At 48.1% G+C, this 18,050-nt stretch carries 18 protein-coding genes; 3 read left to right on the plus strand and 15 right to left on the minus strand.

Annotated features, from left to right (window positions below; genetic code table 11):
• Position 1: 1 nt before the first annotated feature.
• From AUC31_RS09470 to fadH, 6 genes are all read right to left on the minus strand, one after another.
• A complete protein-coding gene (locus AUC31_RS09470; protein WP_058383445.1) occupies positions 2-1,117 on the minus strand; it encodes an N-acetyldiaminopimelate deacetylase in 1,116 nt (371 codons plus the stop codon).
• Between the two features lie 11 nt (positions 1,118-1,128).
• Positions 1,129-1,842, minus strand: coding sequence for a 2,3,4,5-tetrahydropyridine-2,6-dicarboxylate N-acetyltransferase (gene dapD, locus AUC31_RS09475; protein ID WP_058383444.1), 714 nt, complete (start codon positions 1,840-1,842; stop codon positions 1,129-1,131).
• A gap of 66 nt (positions 1,843-1,908) precedes the next feature.
• A complete protein-coding gene (locus AUC31_RS09480) occupies positions 1,909-2,784 on the minus strand; it encodes a transcriptional regulator CcpC (RefSeq protein WP_058383443.1) in 876 nt (291 codons plus the stop codon).
• Positions 2,774-4,249, minus strand: a complete 1,476-nt coding sequence (locus AUC31_RS09485) for an MDR family MFS transporter (RefSeq protein ID WP_058383442.1) — start codon at positions 4,247-4,249, stop codon at positions 2,774-2,776. Before AUC31_RS09485 ends, AUC31_RS09480 begins: the two co-directional genes overlap by 11 nt.
• 63 nt (positions 4,250-4,312) lie before the next feature.
• Complete coding sequence (gene cbpB, locus AUC31_RS09490; protein WP_058383441.1) at positions 4,313-4,756, minus strand: cyclic-di-AMP-binding protein CbpB; 444 nt, start codon at positions 4,754-4,756, stop codon at positions 4,313-4,315.
• 100 nt (positions 4,757-4,856) lie between these two features.
• Entirely contained in the window at positions 4,857-5,624 is a 768-nt protein-coding gene (fadH, locus tag AUC31_RS09495; protein ID WP_058383440.1) for a 2,4-dienoyl-CoA reductase, read from the minus strand.
• Between the two features lie 126 nt (positions 5,625-5,750).
• Between fadH and AUC31_RS09500 the strand changes: the two genes are divergently transcribed.
• Positions 5,751-6,212, plus strand: a complete 462-nt coding sequence (locus tag AUC31_RS09500) for a YkyB family protein (protein WP_083509154.1) — start codon at positions 5,751-5,753, stop codon at positions 6,210-6,212.
• A 37-nt stretch (positions 6,213-6,249) separates the two neighbouring features.
• Here AUC31_RS09500 and AUC31_RS09505 read toward each other — a convergent pair whose 3' ends face one another.
• Both AUC31_RS09505 and AUC31_RS09510 read right to left on the minus strand, forming a co-directional pair.
• Positions 6,250-7,119: an NAD(P)-dependent oxidoreductase gene (locus AUC31_RS09505; RefSeq protein ID WP_058383438.1), complete on the minus strand. Its 870-nt coding sequence runs from the start codon at positions 7,117-7,119 to the stop codon at positions 6,250-6,252.
• A 229-nt stretch (positions 7,120-7,348) separates the two neighbouring features.
• The gene (locus AUC31_RS09510) at positions 7,349-7,537 is read right to left on the minus strand and encodes a hypothetical protein (protein WP_058383437.1); all 189 of its coding nucleotides are present in this window, start codon (positions 7,535-7,537) and stop codon (positions 7,349-7,351) included.
• Positions 7,538-7,673: 136 nt separating this feature from the next.
• Between AUC31_RS09510 and AUC31_RS09515 the strand changes: the two genes are divergently transcribed.
• Positions 7,674-8,288 (plus strand): CPBP family intramembrane glutamic endopeptidase, encoded by a 615-nt coding sequence (locus AUC31_RS09515; RefSeq protein WP_058383436.1) that lies wholly within the window; start codon positions 7,674-7,676, stop codon positions 8,286-8,288.
• An 84-nt stretch (positions 8,289-8,372) separates the two neighbouring features.
• On the opposite strand, the gene AUC31_RS09520 is transcribed toward AUC31_RS09515, so the two are convergent.
• The 3 genes from AUC31_RS09520 to AUC31_RS09530 all read right to left on the minus strand — a co-directional run bounded on the left by AUC31_RS09520 (position 8,373) and on the right by AUC31_RS09530 (position 11,675).
• The gene (locus tag AUC31_RS09520) at positions 8,373-8,816 is read right to left on the minus strand and encodes a MarR family winged helix-turn-helix transcriptional regulator (protein ID WP_058383435.1); all 444 of its coding nucleotides are present in this window, start codon (positions 8,814-8,816) and stop codon (positions 8,373-8,375) included.
• Between the two features lie 81 nt (positions 8,817-8,897).
• Positions 8,898-10,247: a TrkH family potassium uptake protein gene (locus AUC31_RS09525; RefSeq protein WP_058383434.1), complete on the minus strand. Its 1,350-nt coding sequence runs from the start codon at positions 10,245-10,247 to the stop codon at positions 8,898-8,900.
• Positions 10,248-10,472: 225 nt separating this feature from the next.
• Entirely contained in the window at positions 10,473-11,675 is a 1,203-nt protein-coding gene (locus AUC31_RS09530; RefSeq protein ID WP_470381987.1) for an anti-sigma-I factor RsgI family protein, read from the minus strand.
• Between AUC31_RS09530 and AUC31_RS17725 the strand changes: the two genes are divergently transcribed.
• The gene (locus AUC31_RS17725) at positions 11,629-11,793 is read left to right on the plus strand and encodes a hypothetical protein (RefSeq protein WP_157073482.1); all 165 of its coding nucleotides are present in this window, start codon (positions 11,629-11,631) and stop codon (positions 11,791-11,793) included. The two genes, AUC31_RS09530 and AUC31_RS17725, sit on opposite strands and share 47 nt — an antisense overlap.
• Positions 11,794-11,842: 49 nt before the next feature.
• Here the strand turns inward: AUC31_RS17725 and sigI are convergent, their stop codons facing one another.
• From sigI to AUC31_RS09550, 4 genes are all read right to left on the minus strand, one after another.
• Positions 11,843-12,589 carry an RNA polymerase sigma-I factor gene (gene sigI / locus AUC31_RS09535; RefSeq protein ID WP_058383432.1) on the minus strand — a complete coding sequence of 249 codons (747 nt, stop codon included), beginning with the start codon at positions 12,587-12,589 and terminating at the stop codon, positions 11,843-11,845.
• 193 nt (positions 12,590-12,782) lie between these two features.
• On the minus strand, positions 12,783-13,541 hold the full coding sequence (locus tag AUC31_RS09540) for a TerC family protein (protein ID WP_058383431.1): 759 nt from the start codon (positions 13,539-13,541) through the stop codon (positions 12,783-12,785).
• 217 nt (positions 13,542-13,758) lie between these two features.
• Entirely contained in the window at positions 13,759-14,838 is a 1,080-nt protein-coding gene (locus AUC31_RS09545; protein ID WP_058383430.1) for an SDR family oxidoreductase, read from the minus strand.
• A gap of 99 nt (positions 14,839-14,937) precedes the next feature.
• Positions 14,938-18,024 carry an efflux RND transporter permease subunit gene (locus AUC31_RS09550; RefSeq protein WP_058383429.1) on the minus strand — a complete coding sequence of 1,029 codons (3,087 nt, stop codon included), beginning with the start codon at positions 18,022-18,024 and terminating at the stop codon, positions 14,938-14,940.
• Positions 18,025-18,050 lie beyond the last annotated feature (26 nt).

The following is an 18,050-nucleotide window of genomic DNA, read 5'->3' on the forward strand; positions in this document are numbered from 1 at the left end:
TTCATCGTTGCTTGAAATAATCATAAAGGAATTTGGGCATGAACGACAGAAGCCGCTCATCAGGCGCAAGCTTGGCATGGTGCAAGCCGTAATCGGAGCCGGCCCCTGCCCAAAACATCAAAGCCGGCAGCCGTTCGGTGAAATAACCGAAATCTTCACCTGTCATCGCGGCTTTACTGCGAACAGCTTGTATGTCCGGTGCATCTTGAGCATAGCGCAAAAATGACTCAGCCAATTGTTCGTCATTATCCACTTGGCGATAATTCGCCCCGTAATCGATCGACACCTGGCATTCATAACCTTCTTCGATCGACCGACACAACGATTCAACGCGCTTTTTCACGCTTGTCATCGATTCAGGTGTCAAGGTGCGAATTGTCCCTTCCAGGCGTGCCCGTTCAGCGATAATGTTCTGCACAGTCCCGGCAGACATCTTCCCAACCGTTAAAACGGCCGAATCCATCGGGTCGACATTGCGGCTGACGACTGTCTGCAATTGCATCAATAAAGCCGCTGCGGCAACTGCCATATCGCGCGTCTGATGTGGGTAAGCGGCATGGCCGCCTTTGCCATGCAGATCGATGAATAATTCCGATGTGTTGGCAAACAGAAGCCCAGGCTTTGTCGCGACAGTACCGACCGGCAGTTCAGGTGCAATGTGCAGGGCGAAAAGTTCATCCGGCAAGAGATCCGGACGCTCTTTCTCAAGCCATGCCAAGAGCGGCTGTGCACCGCCTGGCCCCTCTTCTGCAGGTTGGAACAAGATCACGACATCGTTATCAAGCGGATGTTCAAGCACCTGTTCGAGCAAGCCGAGCGCGAGCGCCATATGGATATCGTGCCCACAGGCATGCATGAATCCTTCATGGCGAGAACAAAACGGCAATTGTGTTTCCTCAAGAATCGGCAACCCATCGATATCTGTGCGCCAACCGATTGTTTTTACTGGCGAACGGCCCTTTACTTTGACCACAAGTCCTGTGCGCCATTCAACCAGCTCGATGCGGTCTGGGGCCATTTTGGAAATGATGTCTTTTAAGTACCGTTGTGTTTTAAATTCCTGAAACCCGATTTCCGGAATCTCATGCAGCTCTCTCCTGATTTGAATAAGATCCATAAAAAGGCCTCTTACAGCTGGCGGAGTTCTTGCTTGATTTCCGTTTTCGAACGGGTTTTTTCGTCCATCAACTTCAACACGCGTGCTGGCGTGCCGCCGACAACTGCATTTTCAGGCACATCTTCGATCACGACAGCACCAGCAGCGACGACAGAGCCTTTGCCAATGCGGACGCCTTCCAAGACGACTGCGTTCGCGCCAATCATGACATCGTCCTCAACGATTACTGGTGTAGCAGATGCAGGCTCGATTACGCCAGCAAGTACTGCACCAGCTCCGATATGGCAGTTTTTGCCGACTGTTGCACGGCCGCCCATGATGACGCCCATGTCGATCATCGTGCCATCGCCGATGACAGAACCGATATTGATGACAGCGCCCATCATGATAATGCAATTGCTGCCGATTTCCACGTTCTCGCGGATAAACGCACCTGGTTCGATGCGTGAATTGATGTTCTTCAAGTCAAGCATCGGAATCGCTGAGTTTCTGCGATCGTTTTCCACTACGGAATCTTCGATGACTGAAGCGTGCTGTTCAAGTGCTTTTTCCACTTCAGCCCATTCGCCGAATACGGTTGCGTGATTGCCTTCTCCGAATACTTTCGAGCCTTCGCCAAAGTTAAGCGCAGCCACGCCTTCGCCTTTGACATATACTTTTACAGGCGTCGATTTCTTCGCATTCTGTATGTACGAAATAATTTGATTTGCATCCATTTGTTCCATTGATCAAAACCTCTTTCTCTCGTGTAATGGTGTTATTATATCTGATTCAGTATAATAATACATCCTTTAGCTTAACAGAGTGGCATGTTTTTTGACAATATCGACAAATGCCTCAACTTGCCGGAGCTGGAAAGACGATTCATAGCCGATCAGCCATGTATCCCGGGTCAACTCAAGTTCCTGTTCGCTATTTGTCAGCGGCACCGTATGAACATCTTCTGCCCCCGTCAAGGTAATGGATGGCAAAATTGCATAGCCGATTCCGTTAACGGCCATTTGCTTGCACGTCTCGATTTGGTCTACCGTGATTTGGCGCTTCGGGTTAGAGGCAAAATGCTTTTGCCACCATTGCTGAATTTCCTCATAATAAGTCGAATCGCTTTTGAACTGGATAAACGGCCGTTCGGTCTTCATCACTTCTTCCAGCGAACTGATTTCCTTATCGACCAAATACAAAGTGTCTTTGAATAAATGGATTTTCGGGCCTTTCCAGTCGGTCTGTCCCCGGACGATGCCGATATGGGCTTCACCGTCGTACAGGGCACGGACGATTTCAGAGCTCCAACCGGTGATCAATTGCACTTTCGCTTCCGGATACAGGGTAATGAAATCTTTTAAGACCTTTGGAAGCCAGTTCTGGCCGATGATCGACGCACAAGCAATCTTCAAGGTACCATGCACTTTTTCGCTTAAGGTGTGCAGTTGTTCGAAAATCTCTTCCCGGCGCATTACCGCTTCCTTTGCGTACTGAATGACCAGTTCACCGGCTGGCGTCGGCGTTAGCCCTTTTTGGGAACGCACGAACAATTGCTGGCCCCATTCCTTTTCAATCGATTGCAGCCGCTGTGACAAGGCAGGCTGCGATAAGAAAAGCCGTTCCGCCGCTTTTCGCATATTGCCTTCTTCAGCGAGTACTTTAATAATCATTTCTTCATTTGACATCCGGTTTCACTCCTTTTAACCCACGCAAGCCGAAAATCAGCAGGAAACTGACCAAAGCGCAGAGAAACGCAATGCTGTATACATTGCGCAGCCCAAAAGCCAAGGCCTCCTGCAACACCAGCTTATCCGCTTCCGGCAGCTGCACGCGCCTATCGATGCTTAAAATCGAGTTGACGGATTCCAGCGATAAATTGCTGGAATCGTCCAGCCGGTTCAATAGCGAGCTGTTCAATATGCTGCCAAGAAGCGCTACGCCGATCGTGCTGCCCAGGTTGCGCATGAACATATTAGAAGCTGTTGCCGCTCCCCGCTTGTCATATGACACGGCGGATTGGATCGAGACGATAAAGGCGGTGCTGGTCAATCCCATCCCGACACCGACGAAGAAACTCGACATCCCTGCCCATAGCGGACCGAACCCCGGCTGCATCGTTACAAACAATACCGTTCCGAGCAGAAGGAACGATCCCCCAAGAAGCGATGTGCGGAAATACCCGATGCTGATCAAGAGCCTTCCTGACAAGACGGAAGCGATCGGCCATCCGATAGACATTGTCGTCAATGTGAAGCCGGCGATTGCCGCGGGCTGTTCCATGACACCGGTCACATAAGCCGGCAAATAGCTGGAAATGCCGATCAATATAATCCCTGTCGCGAGCGAAACCAGATTCGCATAGAGAATCGCCCGATTTCGCCAAATTTCAAACGGCATCATCGGATCGCTCGACGCGCGTTCTGCTTTGACAAACCAAAACAGAAACAAAGCGCCGACAATAGCAAGCAAATAAGAAGGAGCCGAGAGCCAGCCAAAAGACACGCCTCCTTCGATAAGCAGATACAACACGCTGCTCAGTGCAATCGTCAAGAACAAGGCACCCCTGTAATCGACTTTCGCCCGCTCGATGCGCACCGGTTCTTTCAAATAAATCAAGATGCCGTGCAGCGACAAGATCCCAAGCGGCAAGTTGACCCAGAATACGTATTGCCAGCCGATGGTCGCCACCAAAACACCGCCGATAGCTGGGCCGGCGATGGCCGAGATGCCCCATACGCTGGACAGGTATCCTTGAATCTTCGCCCGTTCTTCAGGAGAATAAATATCCCCAACAATCGTCGACGCAATCGGCATGATAGCCCCAGCGCCCGCTCCTTGGATAAAACGGAAAGCGATTAATTGCTCCATCGAATCCGCTAACCCGCAGAGCCAAGAGCCAATTAAAAACAACAGCATGCCAAAAGCGAAAATCGCTTTTCTCCCGACAAGATCGGCCAGCTTCCCATATAACAGTACAGTAACAGTACTCATCAGCAAATACGCGGAAAATACCCAACTGTATTTCGAAAACCCACCGAGGTCTGCTGCAATGCTCGGCATCGCTGTCGAGACAATGGTCGCCTCAACCGCGGAAACGAACATCGCCAGCATGACCGCAATCAAGATGAGCGGGCGTTTCGTTTGTTCCATATCGATCCCTTCTTTCAACCAGCAGAAAAAAAGGCCTCAATGGATGAGACCTTTTTAGGGCAATTATCGTTTGAACTGGTAAAGTTGTTTTTTCAATTGCTTCAAGACAATCCGTCTTGTCAGAATCCCCATGAACATTCCATCGTCATCCACTACACAAAGGAAGTTCTGGTCAATCACCAGATCTAAAGCTCTTTGGAAGCGGTCATTCAAATGAATCAGTGGCAGGTCGGTCTGCATAATCTCCTCGACTCGAATATCGCCAAGTTTCTCATACTCTATATGGTCCATTCCAAGAATGGCGTCTGTGATGCGCTGGGCATTAATCAAGCCGTGAAACCGGTACTTCGCATCCAAAACCGGGATGGCTGAATAGCCGGTCTTCGTCAAAACCAATAAAGCATGCTCGGCACTATTGCCGATTTGGACATGTGCTACTTTTTCGGACGAGATGACAAATTCTTCGATCGGGGTTTCAAGAAAATCTTTGCTCGGTAATGAAATCATGTGCTCTACTCCTTTTGCATCGCATGGTCTGATGCCGAAACACTTCGATTACATCATAACATAACACGTTTCCCGAAACTATTTAATTGGGTGTTTTGGCTTAAAAAGGGAATTTATTCAACCACTGGCCACCGTCTAAGGTCACGATTTCCCCATTCATATAAGCCGCTTTCTCTGACATGATAAACGCTGCCAGATCTGCCACTTCTTCCGGTTTTCCAAGCCGGCCTAAAGGAACAGATTTCAAGGTCCGCTGCATCGCTTCTTGAGACTCAAAAAGTTTATCTGCACCCCCAGTGCGTTCGATCGGGCCAGGAGCGATCCCGTTGACACGAATGCCGTATTGCGTGCCCCATTCCACTGCCAGCGTCCGGGTCAGCGACATGACACCGGCTTTAGCGGCAGCGGAATGAGCGACACCGGCTCCGGCATTCCAAGCGTACGTTGCCAGCATATTAAGTATATTCCCCTTTGTGCCATTTTCAATCCAATAATTGCCGACGGCGTGGGAACAGAAAAATGTCCCATTCAAGACGATGTCAATAACAGAGCGCCATCCATTCGGCGATAATTTTTCTGCGTGGACGATGAAATTCCCTGCCGCGTTATTGACAAGGCCATCGATCCGCCCGAATTTCTCATGCGCAAAATTAACCATCGCCTTGGCATGTTCAGGTTCGCGGACATCCATCTGGAACGCTTCTGCCTGTCCCCGCAACCCGGATAATTTCGTCAGTGACTCATTCAGTTTTTCCATATCCCGCCCTGTAATGATGACGTTCGCCCCTTCAGCAGCAAATTTTTCTGCCATATGAAAGCCCATCCCACTGGAGCCTCCGGTCACGATTATTGTTTGTTCACTCAACATCTCAACATCCCCTTTTTTTGGATCATTTCCTGCATCATGACACTATCCGGTTTATGTACAGTGACTGAAAATTTTGATATGATGGACAAAGACTGATCAATCCACTATTGCGAAAGGAATGAGCCCATGTCCCCGACGATGAAAGATTCGGAAATCGCACAAGCCATTTTCACTGTCAACCGCCACGCTAAGACTGCTCCTGACAATCAATTTCTGTATGCATTAAAAAAACAAGCATTGAATCTGATGATCCAACAAAAACGGGCGCAAAAACTTGGCCTGCACTTCAGTAAAAACCCCCGAAAAAGCCAACAACAATCATCTGTCCTCGTGAAATGCGGCAATTATTATTTCCACATGCTTCCCAAGAAGGAAGATTTTCATTCACTTGAGCATCTTGGAGACTTGGATGAATCCTATCGTAATCCGCCGAGCCGCATGAACTTGAAGCACGCGAAAGAATTGCTTCAAAATTACACCGGGCTTGAGGCGCCGGAAAAAAAGCCTGCCATCTCGGCTTTTTCCAAACGCTACGAACCGAAAGAAATGAATCGATTCTATTCACCGAAAAAATCCTATTTTGATTGATCAGCCCGGCGGTCCTGCACTGCCGGTTTTTTTGTGCTTATTTTTCTGCAAAATCGAAATGGCGGATCAATGCTTGGGTGCCAAGGTCCCCATCCCCTGCACGTTCCAATTCCTCATAGATTCCAAGCGATAATTTCAGCCCTGGAAGATCCAGGCCCCACCGTTCGGATTCTTCTACCGCTATTTTCATATCCTTGATGAAATGCTTGATGTAAAATCCTGGCCGGAAATCGCCTTCGATCATCTTCGGCGCTAAATTCGACAAGGACCATGACCCGGCTGCGCCAGCTGAAATGGAGCGCAATACGTTCTCAGGATCGAGCCCTGCCTTTTTCGCGTATATGAGCGATTCGCAGACGCCCAGCATATTATTGGCGATATTGATCTGGTTGCACATCTTTGTGTGCTGCCCAGAACCCGCTGGCCCTTGCAAAATGATATTGCCCGCAAACAAACGAAACAGCGGAAGCAGTCGAGTGAAAACATCTTCTTCTCCGCCGACCATGACGGACAGTACTGCATTTTTGGCGCCGATATCCCCGCCAGAGACCGGTGCATCCAAAGCATGCAAGCCTTTAGCCCGTGCAGCTTCTGCAATTTCCTGTGCCAGTTTCGGCTGGGAAGTAGTCAAATCGATGAGTACCGTTCCTTCGGCAGCATTTGCCAGCAAGCCGTTTTCCCCGAAATAGATTTCCTGCACATCCTTCGGGTACCCGACCATCGTAAAGATCACTTCTGCAGACTCAGCCAGTTCCTTCGGATTGTTTTTCCAGGACGCGCCTTGTTCGAGTAAATCCTCAGCTTTCTTGGCCGTTCTCGTAAAGACGGAAAGTTCATGTCCACCCTCTAGTAAATGGCGTCCAATGCTATTGCCCATGACCCCGGTACCGATAAATCCAATTTTCATTTTATTGCCTCCTTTATATTTCCATAATAGCAAAAATGATCAGTCTATTCACTCTTCTTTTTTTTGCATAAAAAAAAGGCCGGTCCATAATGGGCCGACCACAAAAGGGGGAAATGAGAATGTTGCTGTGTTCAAGTATACTATGCCCCCTGCAAACATAGGCTAAACCTTTTTTGCAAAAAAAATTTCATTGCATGTTTTTCCTGAGCCTCTGCCGCAACTCCATGTATTATTTAGACGGTTCTACCGTATATTCATATTGCGTTTTGCCATGATGGAAAGCCGTTCCCCTAAAATGTTTGAAATCTTCCCGTTCAGTCAATATCTTGCGGAACTCCAGAAATTCTTCTTTTGGAATATCCAGTATGTCGATCTCACCATTTTTCAATCGCTCCAGTTCGTTTGCGTAATCAGTCATGAAATGTTCTCCTTTCCTTTCGTTTTGTTAAAATCCTTCTGTTATAATACTATACGGATGAAACCATACCCGTCCAGCCCCATTGCGCTTTGCCTCCATACGGGAAGCCTTTGTTGATTTTAGGAGGATTTTTTCTATGCTTACTCTGTTAAAGCGCCATACGCTCATCTGGCTATTGCCGCTTTCGCTTTATTTGTATCATCTAGCTTTCGAGAATACAGCCATCTTCTGGTATATGTACACATTCGCCATTTTGGTGCTGATGTCGATTGCACTCGTGAATTATTCTGTCTTCGACGAATTGAAAACCTGGAAATCGTTAACATATGGCATTTTGTTCGGGAGTCTTATCTACGCCGTCCTGGCACTTGGCTACCTGTTCTTCGATATTCTTCCGCTTAACGCGGAAGGACCCGTCTCGGCCATTCAAACCTTATTTGCCCCAACCAGCATCTGGCATTACCTGTTGTTGATGTTTGTCATCGTTCCAGGCGAGGAGCTTTTCTGGCGCGGCTATATCCAGCAGCAATTGAAGAAATATATGAAGCTGCCACTCGCCATTCTTGGCGCATCCCTTTTGTTTGGCATCGCGCTTGCCTTCAGCGGCTTCTGGCCCGCCAGTGTGGCAGGCATCGTAGCAGGGGCATTGCTCGGCATCCTTTATGAATGGAAGCGCAGCATGCCGCTGTTGATCATCACTCATCTAATTGTGCTGGTGCTCTTGTTCATCGTCATGCCGCTGCCAGTCTAATGTGAATTGCTGTTCCATTCAAATGAACCGACAAGTCGACCGTATAAAGAAACAAAAAAGATCCTCCCAAATGGAGGATCTTTTTTAATAGGACAAATCTTTGATCGACAAGCCAATTTTCTTCATCAATTCGATGGCTTGCTCCTTTTCTTCGGGAGATAAAGCAGCCGTCAGTTCGTGAATTTTTTGCTCGTGCGCCGGGAAGATGTCAGCCATGAAAGCTTCCCCTTCTTCCGTAATTTCCGCATAAGTAATGCGGCGGTCCGTCGGGCAATTGACACGCGTGATAAATCCGCGCTTTTCCAACTTGTCGATGACATAAGTAATCGACCCGCTGGCCAACAGGATTTTTCCGCCAATTTTCTGCAGCGGCTGGCGCCCTTTATGGTAGAGCAGCTCCAATACCGCAAATTCTGTCGGATTGACGCCATTCTCCTGGAAAAATTGATTGGTTTGTTCCGAAATCGCTTTATGCGCACGGGACAAAACGATAAACAGTTTCAACGACTGTTTGATGTCTTCATTCATTTTCGTTCACTCATTTCCGCTATGATTACTCGATTATTTCAATTATATCCCTTTAACGGCCGAATAGCACGTGCAGTTGACTTATCCGATAATGACGCGTTCTTTCGGGTAATGGAATTTTGTCGGGTCTGTCTTGCCGCCGATGGTAAACAGGAAGGAAATCAAGCCGACCCGTCCGATAAACATCAAGACCATAATGATCAGTTTGCCGATGGAGGATAATTCACTTGTTAAACCGAGCGACATCCCGCACGTTCCGAACGCTGACGTAATCTCAAAGAGGATTTCCACGATCGATGCATTCGGTTCCGTGATGATCAACAGCATCGTCGCAACGATGACCATTGTGCCTGCAAGGAACAGGACCGCAAACGACCGGAACACATCAATCAACTGGATTTCACGGTTGAAAATCTGGATCGTGTTTTTGCCTCTCGCGAAATTGATCAAAAACAAGATAGCGATCGCAAAAGTAGTCGTCCGGATACCGCCGCCTGCAGAACTTGGCGAGGCTCCGATAAACATGAGCGCACTCATAAATACATTGGTCGCGTCGCTGAACTGGGTGATATCGATGGTGACCAAGCCACCAGACCGAGAAGAGACGGAGTGGAACAATGCCCCGAACAAGGTCTGGTGCCACGACATCCCCTTGAACGCATTGACCGATTCCAAAATTAAAATACCGACAGTCCCGACAACTAAGAGAATGCCAAAGATGCTTGTTGTAATTTTGGTAAACAGCGAGAAGCGGAAATTCTTTGTCTCGTTCGACAAGAATTCCTTTAACTCGATCAATACTGGAAAACCGATTGCTCCGAGGATGATCAGCAGCATATTGACGATTTGGATGAAATAATCGTCGACGTAAGGCTGCAACGACGCGCCCGTGATATCGAATCCACCGTTGGTCGTGGCAGTAACCGACCCGAAGACGCCGTGCAGCAAAGCTTCGCTAAAACTATAGAAATACTGCGTGAAGTAGACCGTCAAGATGAGCGCGCCGATCGCTTCAATCAACAACAGGATCTTGACGATTTCAGTGATCAACTTAACGACACCGGCCATGCTCGATTGGTTATGGTCGACCATGATCAATTGGCGTTCTCTCAGCCCGATCCTTTTGCCGAGCAGGATCCAGAAAAATGTCCCGATCGACATGATGCCGATGCCGCCGAATTGCAGGATGACCATCAACACGATGATGCCGAACACGGATAATGTCTGCGATACATCTATGACGGATAGGCCGGTGACGCTGACAGCGCTGACTGCAGTAAATAAAGTGTCGATATAGGTCATGCTTACCCCAGGCTGCAAGACTCCTGGAAGCCTCAGGAGCAAAAAGGAAAAAGCAATCGCTACGAAATAATACGCCACGATTGCCTGTGCTGGTGTAAGATTTCGGACACGTTGAAATGATTTGTTCATAGGCGTAAAATTCCCTTCCGCAACTGACTCTCTTCCCATTCTATGTAAAGTACAGTGAAAAGAAAAGGGCTTTTTTGTAAAGCACAGTCCACTGCAGCCATTCCATTGGAAAAGAGCTGCATTTCCTGTCTTATTTTCCGCTATCACAGAATAAGCGCTTCTTCCTTTAGGCTGTTCCGCTGAATGCGGTCCTGAAGGAATAAGCGCTAATCATGGAAAAAAGCCTTATTGATTCTTCTCATCTTGCTTATCAGCTTTCGGGTTTTTCTTTCCCTCGGCTGCAGGTGAATCCGGTGCTTTCTTATTCTCTAAAGGAGGTTTGGCTTGTTCAGCTTTTAAATCCTTCGGTTCTGCTGTTTTCACCCCATCCGCTTTGGATGAATTGCCGCTATTGTTGCTGTTGCTGTTGCTGTTGCTGTTAGAATTGCTGTTTTTGCTATTCTTTTCTTTTGGTTTGTCTTTACCGTTGTTGCCTTTTGGCGGTTGTTCAGCTTTGTTCTTTCCTGAAGAAGGATTTTCTTGTTTCGGTTTTGTTTCAGCTTTTGAATTCCCAGCGTTGTTGGCTTTTCCAGCATTCGGGTTTTTCGGTTTAGCAGTGTCAAATTTTTCTGATTTGTTTGGCGCTTTTTTTGCTGCTGGAGCTTTTGGAGCAGGTTCTTTTGGCTTGCTGTCAGGTTTCTTTTCTGGGACAGGTTTCTTTTCTGGGACAGGTTTCTTTTCTGGAACAGGTTTCTTTTCTGGAACAGGTTTCTTTTCCGGGACAGGTTTTGCCTGAGTATTCGGCTTTTGTGTTTTTTCCGATTGGCTATTGCCCGAAGATGAAGGCTCATTTTTCGGCTGAGCCTTTGGAGTAGCAGGGTCCTCAGCTTTGGAAGGCGCTTTTGGGCTATCCGGGGCTTGTTTTTCCTGTGTTTCTTTATTTTCTGCAGGCTGCACATCTTTCTCTTGTTCCTGCGGGGATGTGAAGGTTCGATCTTTTTCGATCAGCTTTGCGACTGGCACTTGCTGTTCTTTCGCTTCGCGCCATTGCTTTTTATTCGCTTCTTTCAAATGGACGCGCAAGTTTTTATTGCTGCCGGCAAACAGCGCCGCTAATGCGATCTGCTCCACATTGATTGCGGCATCCGTTTCTCCTTCTCCTTGAATTGTAGTAATCGTCACATGTTCTGTATCTTCATCTACGGACAAAGCCAGCACGTTTTCTAAAACCACTTCAAGTTCCCGATTTTCCCAATCGGTTAATTCAGCAATCAACTTTTTGCCGTCCTCATTCAGTTCCCTCAGCGAAATGACATGCCAAGCTTCGTCTACACCGAGTTCGATTCCCGGGTTTGATTCGACTTGCACATATCCGTAAGCTTCTTCAGCGGGGAGCATCCACGTGGAAATCAGCAAAACGAGCGCCGCGACCGACGCAATGAGCGGCATGGTAAATGGCTTAAAGCGGCGGTTCGAAGCCTTAACGGATTCGAAATATGCCTCTTCGCCCACTACCGTGCTGCCAGTCGGCCTGCCGGTTACAAAGCTGCCATCTGCAAGCATGTAGACAGAACGGTCCCCGTCAAGTTCCATACATATGCCTTTTTGCATTTGCATCAGTTCAACCGCTCCTTTAAATAATCTTTTAAATAATGCAAGTCGCTCATCATTAATAGCGACATTGCAATTATGTATTTCCGGTTTCTCTCAATGGTTTTTCTCGAGACCTGGACAAGTTCCTCGATATGTTTGACCGGAAGTTTTTTCTTATCGAGCAAAAAATCCTTGTATTCGTCTGTTTCCGCCACCAATTGGGCAATTTGGATTGCATTTCTCCTTGCATCTTCATGTGCAGGGGAAACTTTGGCGATCATTTGGAAAGATAATCCGAACTCTGAAAGCATTTCCTCGAATTGGACAATCTCTTCACGCCGTTTGGCAATCTGCTCCTGTTCTGAAAAAAAAGCCGATGATGCTCGGTCGCCGATATGGTTATGATGGTCTTCATTCGGCGAAGCTGTGAAATCGTGGCTGAATTCCAGCCGTTTGCTTTCTTTACGAATATGGTCGATTACTCTGCGCCTGATGACCATATGCGCAAAAGTCAAAAACGACGCATCATGTCCAGAACGATATTGGCGTATCGCTTCATGAAATGCCAAGAGCGCAATGCTGAATTCATCTTGATTGTCATCGATGAATCGCTTGCATACTTGTGCGGCGGTTTTTTTCACAAATGGGATATGTGAAGAAATCAATTGCTCTTCGGCCTCTTCATCGCCTTGTTGTGCGAGTTTCACCAAGGTTTCAGCGGGCATTTCCGCTCCATATCCAAACAAACCGCCCAAAGCAGTCAATAGCATGCAACTCACCCCATTTCAATTCCTTTTTCTCTATTGTAGCTTTCAGTCCAGGAATTTGGAAGATTGAGGCGGTCCTGCTAAGTATTACATTCGTGTGACAGAGAGTATTTGTGTCCGTCTATTTTAAGGAATGCATAAAAATAGCCGTGCGGAGAAAATATTCCGCACGGCTATTTCATCATACTATATGCTATTAAGCATTTTGTTGTTTATTCTTTTTAAGACCCGTGAATACCCCCGTCAAGACGATGCCTAACAGCACAAGCCAAAACGTGATCGTCCATGGCGTCGAATGCGGAAAATCATGCGGCAAAACGCCAAGTTTTTCATGGGATAAAGTCAAAACGACCAATTTGACCCCTACCCATCCAACCACGACAAATGCCGCTGTTTCGAGCTGCGGGTATTTTTCCAGCAGCCGGACGAATTTATGTGCAGCGAAACGCATGATGATTACACCAATTAAACCGCCAGCCAGCATGACACCGAACTGCCCGCCATTGATGCCGCCGATGTCAAAATCGCCAAGATGCGGCAATGTCACTGCGAGTGCAACGGCTGCGAGCATCGAGTCAATGGCAAAGGCGATATCGGCGAGTTCCACTTTCAAGACGGTCATCCAGAAACCCGATCCTTTTGTCGTTTCGGGTTCTATCGTATGATCCTTGCCTTTGCGCTGGTCATAGATATGCTTGACTGCGATAAACAATAGATAGGCAGCGCCAAGTGCCTGAATCTGCCAAATGTTCACCAGGAACGTAATCATGAACAAAGCTGCAAAACGGAAAATGAAAGCACCTGCCAAACCGTAGAACAATGCTTTTTTCTGCTGTGGTTTTGGCAAATGCTTGACCATGACAGCCATGACTACCGCATTATCTGCAGCGAGTAAACCTTCCAGCCCGATCAGCACAAGCAGTACCCAGGCATATTCCAATAAGATAGTATCCATAATTTTCCTCCTAATTTTACCCGACAAAAAAGACCCATGCCTAATAAAAGGCAAAGGTCTTGCTAAGCGTCGTAATATGCCGCTATCACAACCGATGGCCAAAAGCCACGTCTTGACGACTGTGAAATAGGTTTCCCTATAGCTACTCCCCTTTGTCGAGAGTTTGTATTATTGGTCTGTAGATGTATTATAGCACTTGTGCCGGAACTGTAAACATTTAGGCAATCGTGACGTGGTATTTTTGGTCTTCTTTATGTTCGTTATAGAATGCCACCATTGCCGGAATCGTTTCCAGAAAATCCGCCGGCCGGATGCCGCTCCCTTCCAATAGGGATTGGGCGCTTTGCGTATCGAATTGGGCTGGCCAATCCATATAATCCAAAGTTTCGGCTTCAACACCGAGATATTTGCGGATGACCGGCGCCCGCATTGAGAAGGCTGCAAGTTTTTTGGGGATTCTGCCTTTCGGATACTTTCCAGTCATTTCATGGACCATTGCCCGGTATACTTCTTCTACAGGGTGGGGATTGGGATCGGTCAAATGGACGGTTGCCGACTCGGCTTTCTCAAGAACACTCAAATAAACTGAAGCTTCCAAGATATAATCGACGGGCACAACGTTGATGGTTGATTGTGTGCGCCCAATGTATGGAATTACGGGGAAATGTTTCATCCTGTCTATCATATTCAAAAAGAAATAAGGACCGTCGAACTTCGAAGTCTCGCCGCTCGTGGAATGGCCACGCACTATTCCTGGACGGATGATGGTCGTCGGCACTTGCGGTTTCAATTGTTGGACGAGCCGTTCTGCTTCGAACTTCGTTTCTTCGTAATGGTTCTTGAATGCCTTTGGACGGATAAGTTCGTCTTCGAGCAACAAGCCCTCTCTTGTGCCTGCTACATAAGCCGTGCTGAAATACATATAGCGCTCCAGCCCGTCGAGCGTTTTGACCAAACTGTTGACGTTTTGCGTGCCTAGAACATTGACTTTTTTCGCTATATTTTCCGGCACCGCCAAATCATAGATTGCTGCTAAATGCCAAAAGATCAGCTGTTGGCTTTCTAGCCAGCACCGGTCTTCACTCGAAAGTGCCAACCCTTCCACCGTGATATCTCCCGGCAACAGCCGGATTGCGCCACAGCCTGTCTTTTCTTCAATGATGAATGCCTGCTTTTGCGCTTTCTCCATTTCACTCGGCAAAACGATCGCCGCCAAACCCCAGCCTTTTCGGGCACATGATTCCATCAAACGTGTTGCGATAAATCCCGGAAACCCAGTAAACACCATCATCTTCATCCACTCACACCCCTTTTCTGTATTCTACTAAATAATGGATAGTTGCGCCCATAAAACTTATGAAAAAAATCCTGTGCAGAATCATCTGCACAGGATTGGTTATTCCTCGATTTTTTCTTGTTTTCTCTTCTTGCTGTTCATGAACCGTGTTTCCCGGTCAAATAAACTGTAGACGACTGGCACGACATATAAAGACAAGAAAGTCGAACTGATCAGCCCGCCGATGACCGCAATCCCCATCGGCTGGTTGATTTCCGTTCCTTCCCCGATGCCAATGGCCAATGGCAAGAGGCCTAGAATCGTCGTCAGGGCTGTCATCAAGATCGGCCTTCTCCGGTCATGGACTGCCGTTACAATCGCATCAAAGGAGCCTAGTCCATCCGCTTTGCGCTGATTGATGTAATCGACGAGCACAATCCCGTTGTTGACGACAATCCCGACAAGCACCAGCACACCTATAACAGCGGTGATGCTGATCGGTGTCTGTGTCACAAATAGCGCGACGGAAACACCGATGACCATCAATGGCACCGTGAACATGATGACCAATGGATATTTGAACGATTCAAACTGTGCTGCCATGACGATGTAGACAAGGACAATCGCCAATACGACTGCGAGCAGCATATCGTCGATCGCATCATCGAACAGCTCACGGTCTCCTCCAAACGAGACCTCCGTCTGTTCCGACAAATCAAGATCCGCTATAGCTGTGTCAACGGCAGTCGACATATCGCCCAAAGTCTGGTCGGATGGATACTGCAGTGTAAAGGATACACTTTCCGCCTGGTCAACCCGGCTGATCGAAACAGGGCCTTGGGCGACTTCGATGTCCGCCAGTTCCTGAAGCTCGACGAATGCACCGGATGGCGTGCGCAGCGTCAATTCACGCAAGCTGTCTACGCTGTTGCGCTGTTGTTCATCATAGGAGACGAACACGCTAAGCACTTCATCCTGTTCATCGATGACTTGTGTAGCAAGCACGCCGCGCGTAATGTTATTGACCGTCTGGGCAATTTGTGCGGGCGCCAGATTATTTTCAGTCGCCGCTTCCCGGTCGATCGTCATCTGGATTTCATCGATGGTCTCCTGACGGTCATTCGTCAATTCAACCACATTCTGCAGACTCGACAATTCTTCATCGATTGCGGCCACAGCTTCATCCAATCGCTGCTTGTCCGTATCGGTGACGGTAAAACTTAACGTGTTCGGTGTAGAACCGGCGGCTGTCTGGAGATTAAAGCTGACGAGTGCATCATCGCCGATTTTCTCCAATACTTGCGGCTGTACATCATCCACAAATTCGAAAACCGAACGTTCACGTTCATCCAGCGGCAATAATTTCACGTAAATTTCTGCCGTATTGGATTCCGCACTGCCTTGTGCCTGTCCTTGTTGAGTCGTGCCGATTAAGCTGACATACACATCAACATCTTCTTCAGCCTTCAGCTCTTCTTCGATGCTCTGGACCACTTCATTGGTCGCGGCCGTAGAAGAACCATTTTCAAGTTCGACAGTCACACTGACAAAGCCCTCATCCGTCGCCGGCAGGAACTCAGTGCCCACTTGGGAAACGCCGAATGCGCCGATTCCGAGGAATACGAGTGCTGTTACAAGCACTAAAATTCGGTGGCGCAGTGCCCACAACACACTCTTCTCAAAGCGCTGCACGCCTTTTGAATCCGCCCTCACCGGTTTTGGTTTGCCGTCTTTTTGGCCGAGCATCCTTGAAGCCATCATCGGGATAACGGTCAGAGCGACAGCGAGCGAAGCGATCAAGCTGAACGAAATCGTCAACGCGAATTCGAAGAAAATTTCCCCAATCAATCCGGAGATGAAAATGACAGGCACGAATACGGCAATGGTTGTCAATGTCGAAGCGGTAATCGCCCCAGCTACTTCACGAGAACCATCGGATGCCGCTTTTTTCGGCTTTTTGCCCATCGCCAAATGCCGTTCAATGTTTTCGATAACGACAATGGCATTATCGACGAGCATCCCGATGCCAAGTGCCAAAGCACCGAGCGTCAAGATATTCAAAGCGAAATCGGCAAAGAACATCAAGACGAAGGTCACGATCACCGAATAAGGGATCGCGACGCCGATGATGATCGGGCTCTTGATCCCGCGAAGGAAGAAGAACAACACCAGCATTGCAAAAATACCACCAAGAATTAAGGTCTGCCCGATATTATTAATCGCCAGTTTCACATAATCTCCCTGGTCGAATAGGATATCGGCTTCTACTGCCGAAAAGCGCTCTTCGGCAAGCAATTCATCGAGGCGCTCCTGGAAGGCAGTTGAGACGTCTGCTGTATTGCCTCCAGACTCCTGAAGCACCGACAGCAAAACGGCAGGTTCTTCATTGGCACGGGTTTCGCTATTGGTCTCCCGTTCTGTCACCGCTACTTCGGCGACGTCGGCCACGGTCACATTGTCGCCAGACATCGGGTCGACCGTGACGATCAGGTCTTCAATGTCTTCCACACTTTCCAACGTACTGACGATGCGCGTCGTTAAATTGCGCCCATCTTCCGTTTCAATCGGGTCGCCTGGCAAGGATATATTGTTCGCTTGGATCAGCTGGACAATATCCGCCTGCTGCAAACCACGCTCTTCCAGTTCTGCCGGGTCCAGCTGGATGGAAATATCTTCAATCAACGAGCCCGAAACATTTACACTCGCCACGCCGTCCGTCTGGCGCAGCTGTGTTTCCAATTCCTCTGCAATGACCCGGACATCCTGCTCTGCATCAGTCGCGCGCAAAGATAATTGGATAATCGGGAATTGCGAAGGGTCAAACTTCAAAAAACGAGGATCATTCGAGTCGTCAGGAATCGGCGTCTGGTCGATTCGCTGCGTGACTTCCGCCTGAACATCATCAATATCCGTATCCCATCCGAACTCCAACAGGATGAAATTGGATCCTTCCTGGCTGTTCGACTGAATTGATTCGATTCCCGGCAATGTCGCCAAGCTCTCTTCCAGCGGTTTTGTCACTTTTTCGTTCACTTCCGTCGGGCTTGCCCCCGGATAGTTTGTGACTACAACGCCGATCGGCGGATTCAATTCCGGAATCAAGGTGACAGGTATGCGTAGAAATGACACTGCCCCTAAAATGATGACCAACAGCATCGTGACGATGGTCAATACTGGTCGTTTGATGGAAAAATCGCTTAATTTCATCTGTTCAATCCCTCTCTATGCCTGGT

The sequence above is a fragment of the Planococcus rifietoensis genome, assembly GCF_001465795.2.
Taxonomy (GTDB): Bacteria; Bacillota; Bacilli; order Bacillales_A; family Planococcaceae; genus Planococcus; species Planococcus rifietoensis.

Coding starts and splice junctions, on each gene's coding strand:
- sigI (WP_058383432.1), bottom strand. CDS start 12,589: ATGCTATTGACTGCTTTGGGCGGTTTGTTTGGATATGGAGCGGAAATG.
- AUC31_RS09525 (WP_058383434.1), bottom strand. CDS start 10,247: ATGAACAAATCATTTCAACGTGTCCGAAATCTTACACCAGCACAGGCA.
- dapD (WP_058383444.1), bottom strand. CDS start 1,842: ATGGAACAAATGGATGCAAATCAAATTATTTCGTACATACAGAATGCG.
- AUC31_RS09520 (WP_058383435.1), bottom strand. CDS start 8,816: ATGAATGAAGACATCAAACAGTCGTTGAAACTGTTTATCGTTTTGTCC.
- cbpB (WP_058383441.1), bottom strand. CDS start 4,756: ATGATTTCATTACCGAGCAAAGATTTTCTTGAAACCCCGATCGAAGAA.
- AUC31_RS09545 (WP_058383430.1), bottom strand. CDS start 14,838: ATGAAGATGATGGTGTTTACTGGGTTTCCGGGATTTATCGCAACACGT.
- AUC31_RS09480 (WP_058383443.1), bottom strand. CDS start 2,784: ATGTCAAATGAAGAAATGATTATTAAAGTACTCGCTGAAGAAGGCAAT.
- AUC31_RS09530 (WP_470381987.1), bottom strand. CDS start 11,675: ATGCCGCTCATTGCGTCGGTCGCGGCGCTCGTTTTGCTGATTTCCACG.
- AUC31_RS09550 (WP_058383429.1), bottom strand. CDS start 18,024: ATGAAATTAAGCGATTTTTCCATCAAACGACCAGTATTGACCATCGTC.
- AUC31_RS09500 (WP_083509154.1), top strand. CDS start 5,751: ATGTCCCCGACGATGAAAGATTCGGAAATCGCACAAGCCATTTTCACT.
- AUC31_RS09540 (WP_058383431.1), bottom strand. CDS start 13,541: ATGGATACTATCTTATTGGAATATGCCTGGGTACTGCTTGTGCTGATC.
- fadH (WP_058383440.1), bottom strand. CDS start 5,624: ATGTTGAGTGAACAAACAATAATCGTGACCGGAGGCTCCAGTGGGATG.
- AUC31_RS09470 (WP_058383445.1), bottom strand. CDS start 1,117: ATGGATCTTATTCAAATCAGGAGAGAGCTGCATGAGATTCCGGAAATC.
- AUC31_RS09515 (WP_058383436.1), top strand. CDS start 7,674: ATGCTTACTCTGTTAAAGCGCCATACGCTCATCTGGCTATTGCCGCTT.
- AUC31_RS09485 (WP_058383442.1), bottom strand. CDS start 4,249: ATGGAACAAACGAAACGCCCGCTCATCTTGATTGCGGTCATGCTGGCG.
- AUC31_RS09505 (WP_058383438.1), bottom strand. CDS start 7,119: ATGAAAATTGGATTTATCGGTACCGGGGTCATGGGCAATAGCATTGGA.
- AUC31_RS09510 (WP_058383437.1), bottom strand. CDS start 7,537: ATGACTGATTACGCAAACGAACTGGAGCGATTGAAAAATGGTGAGATC.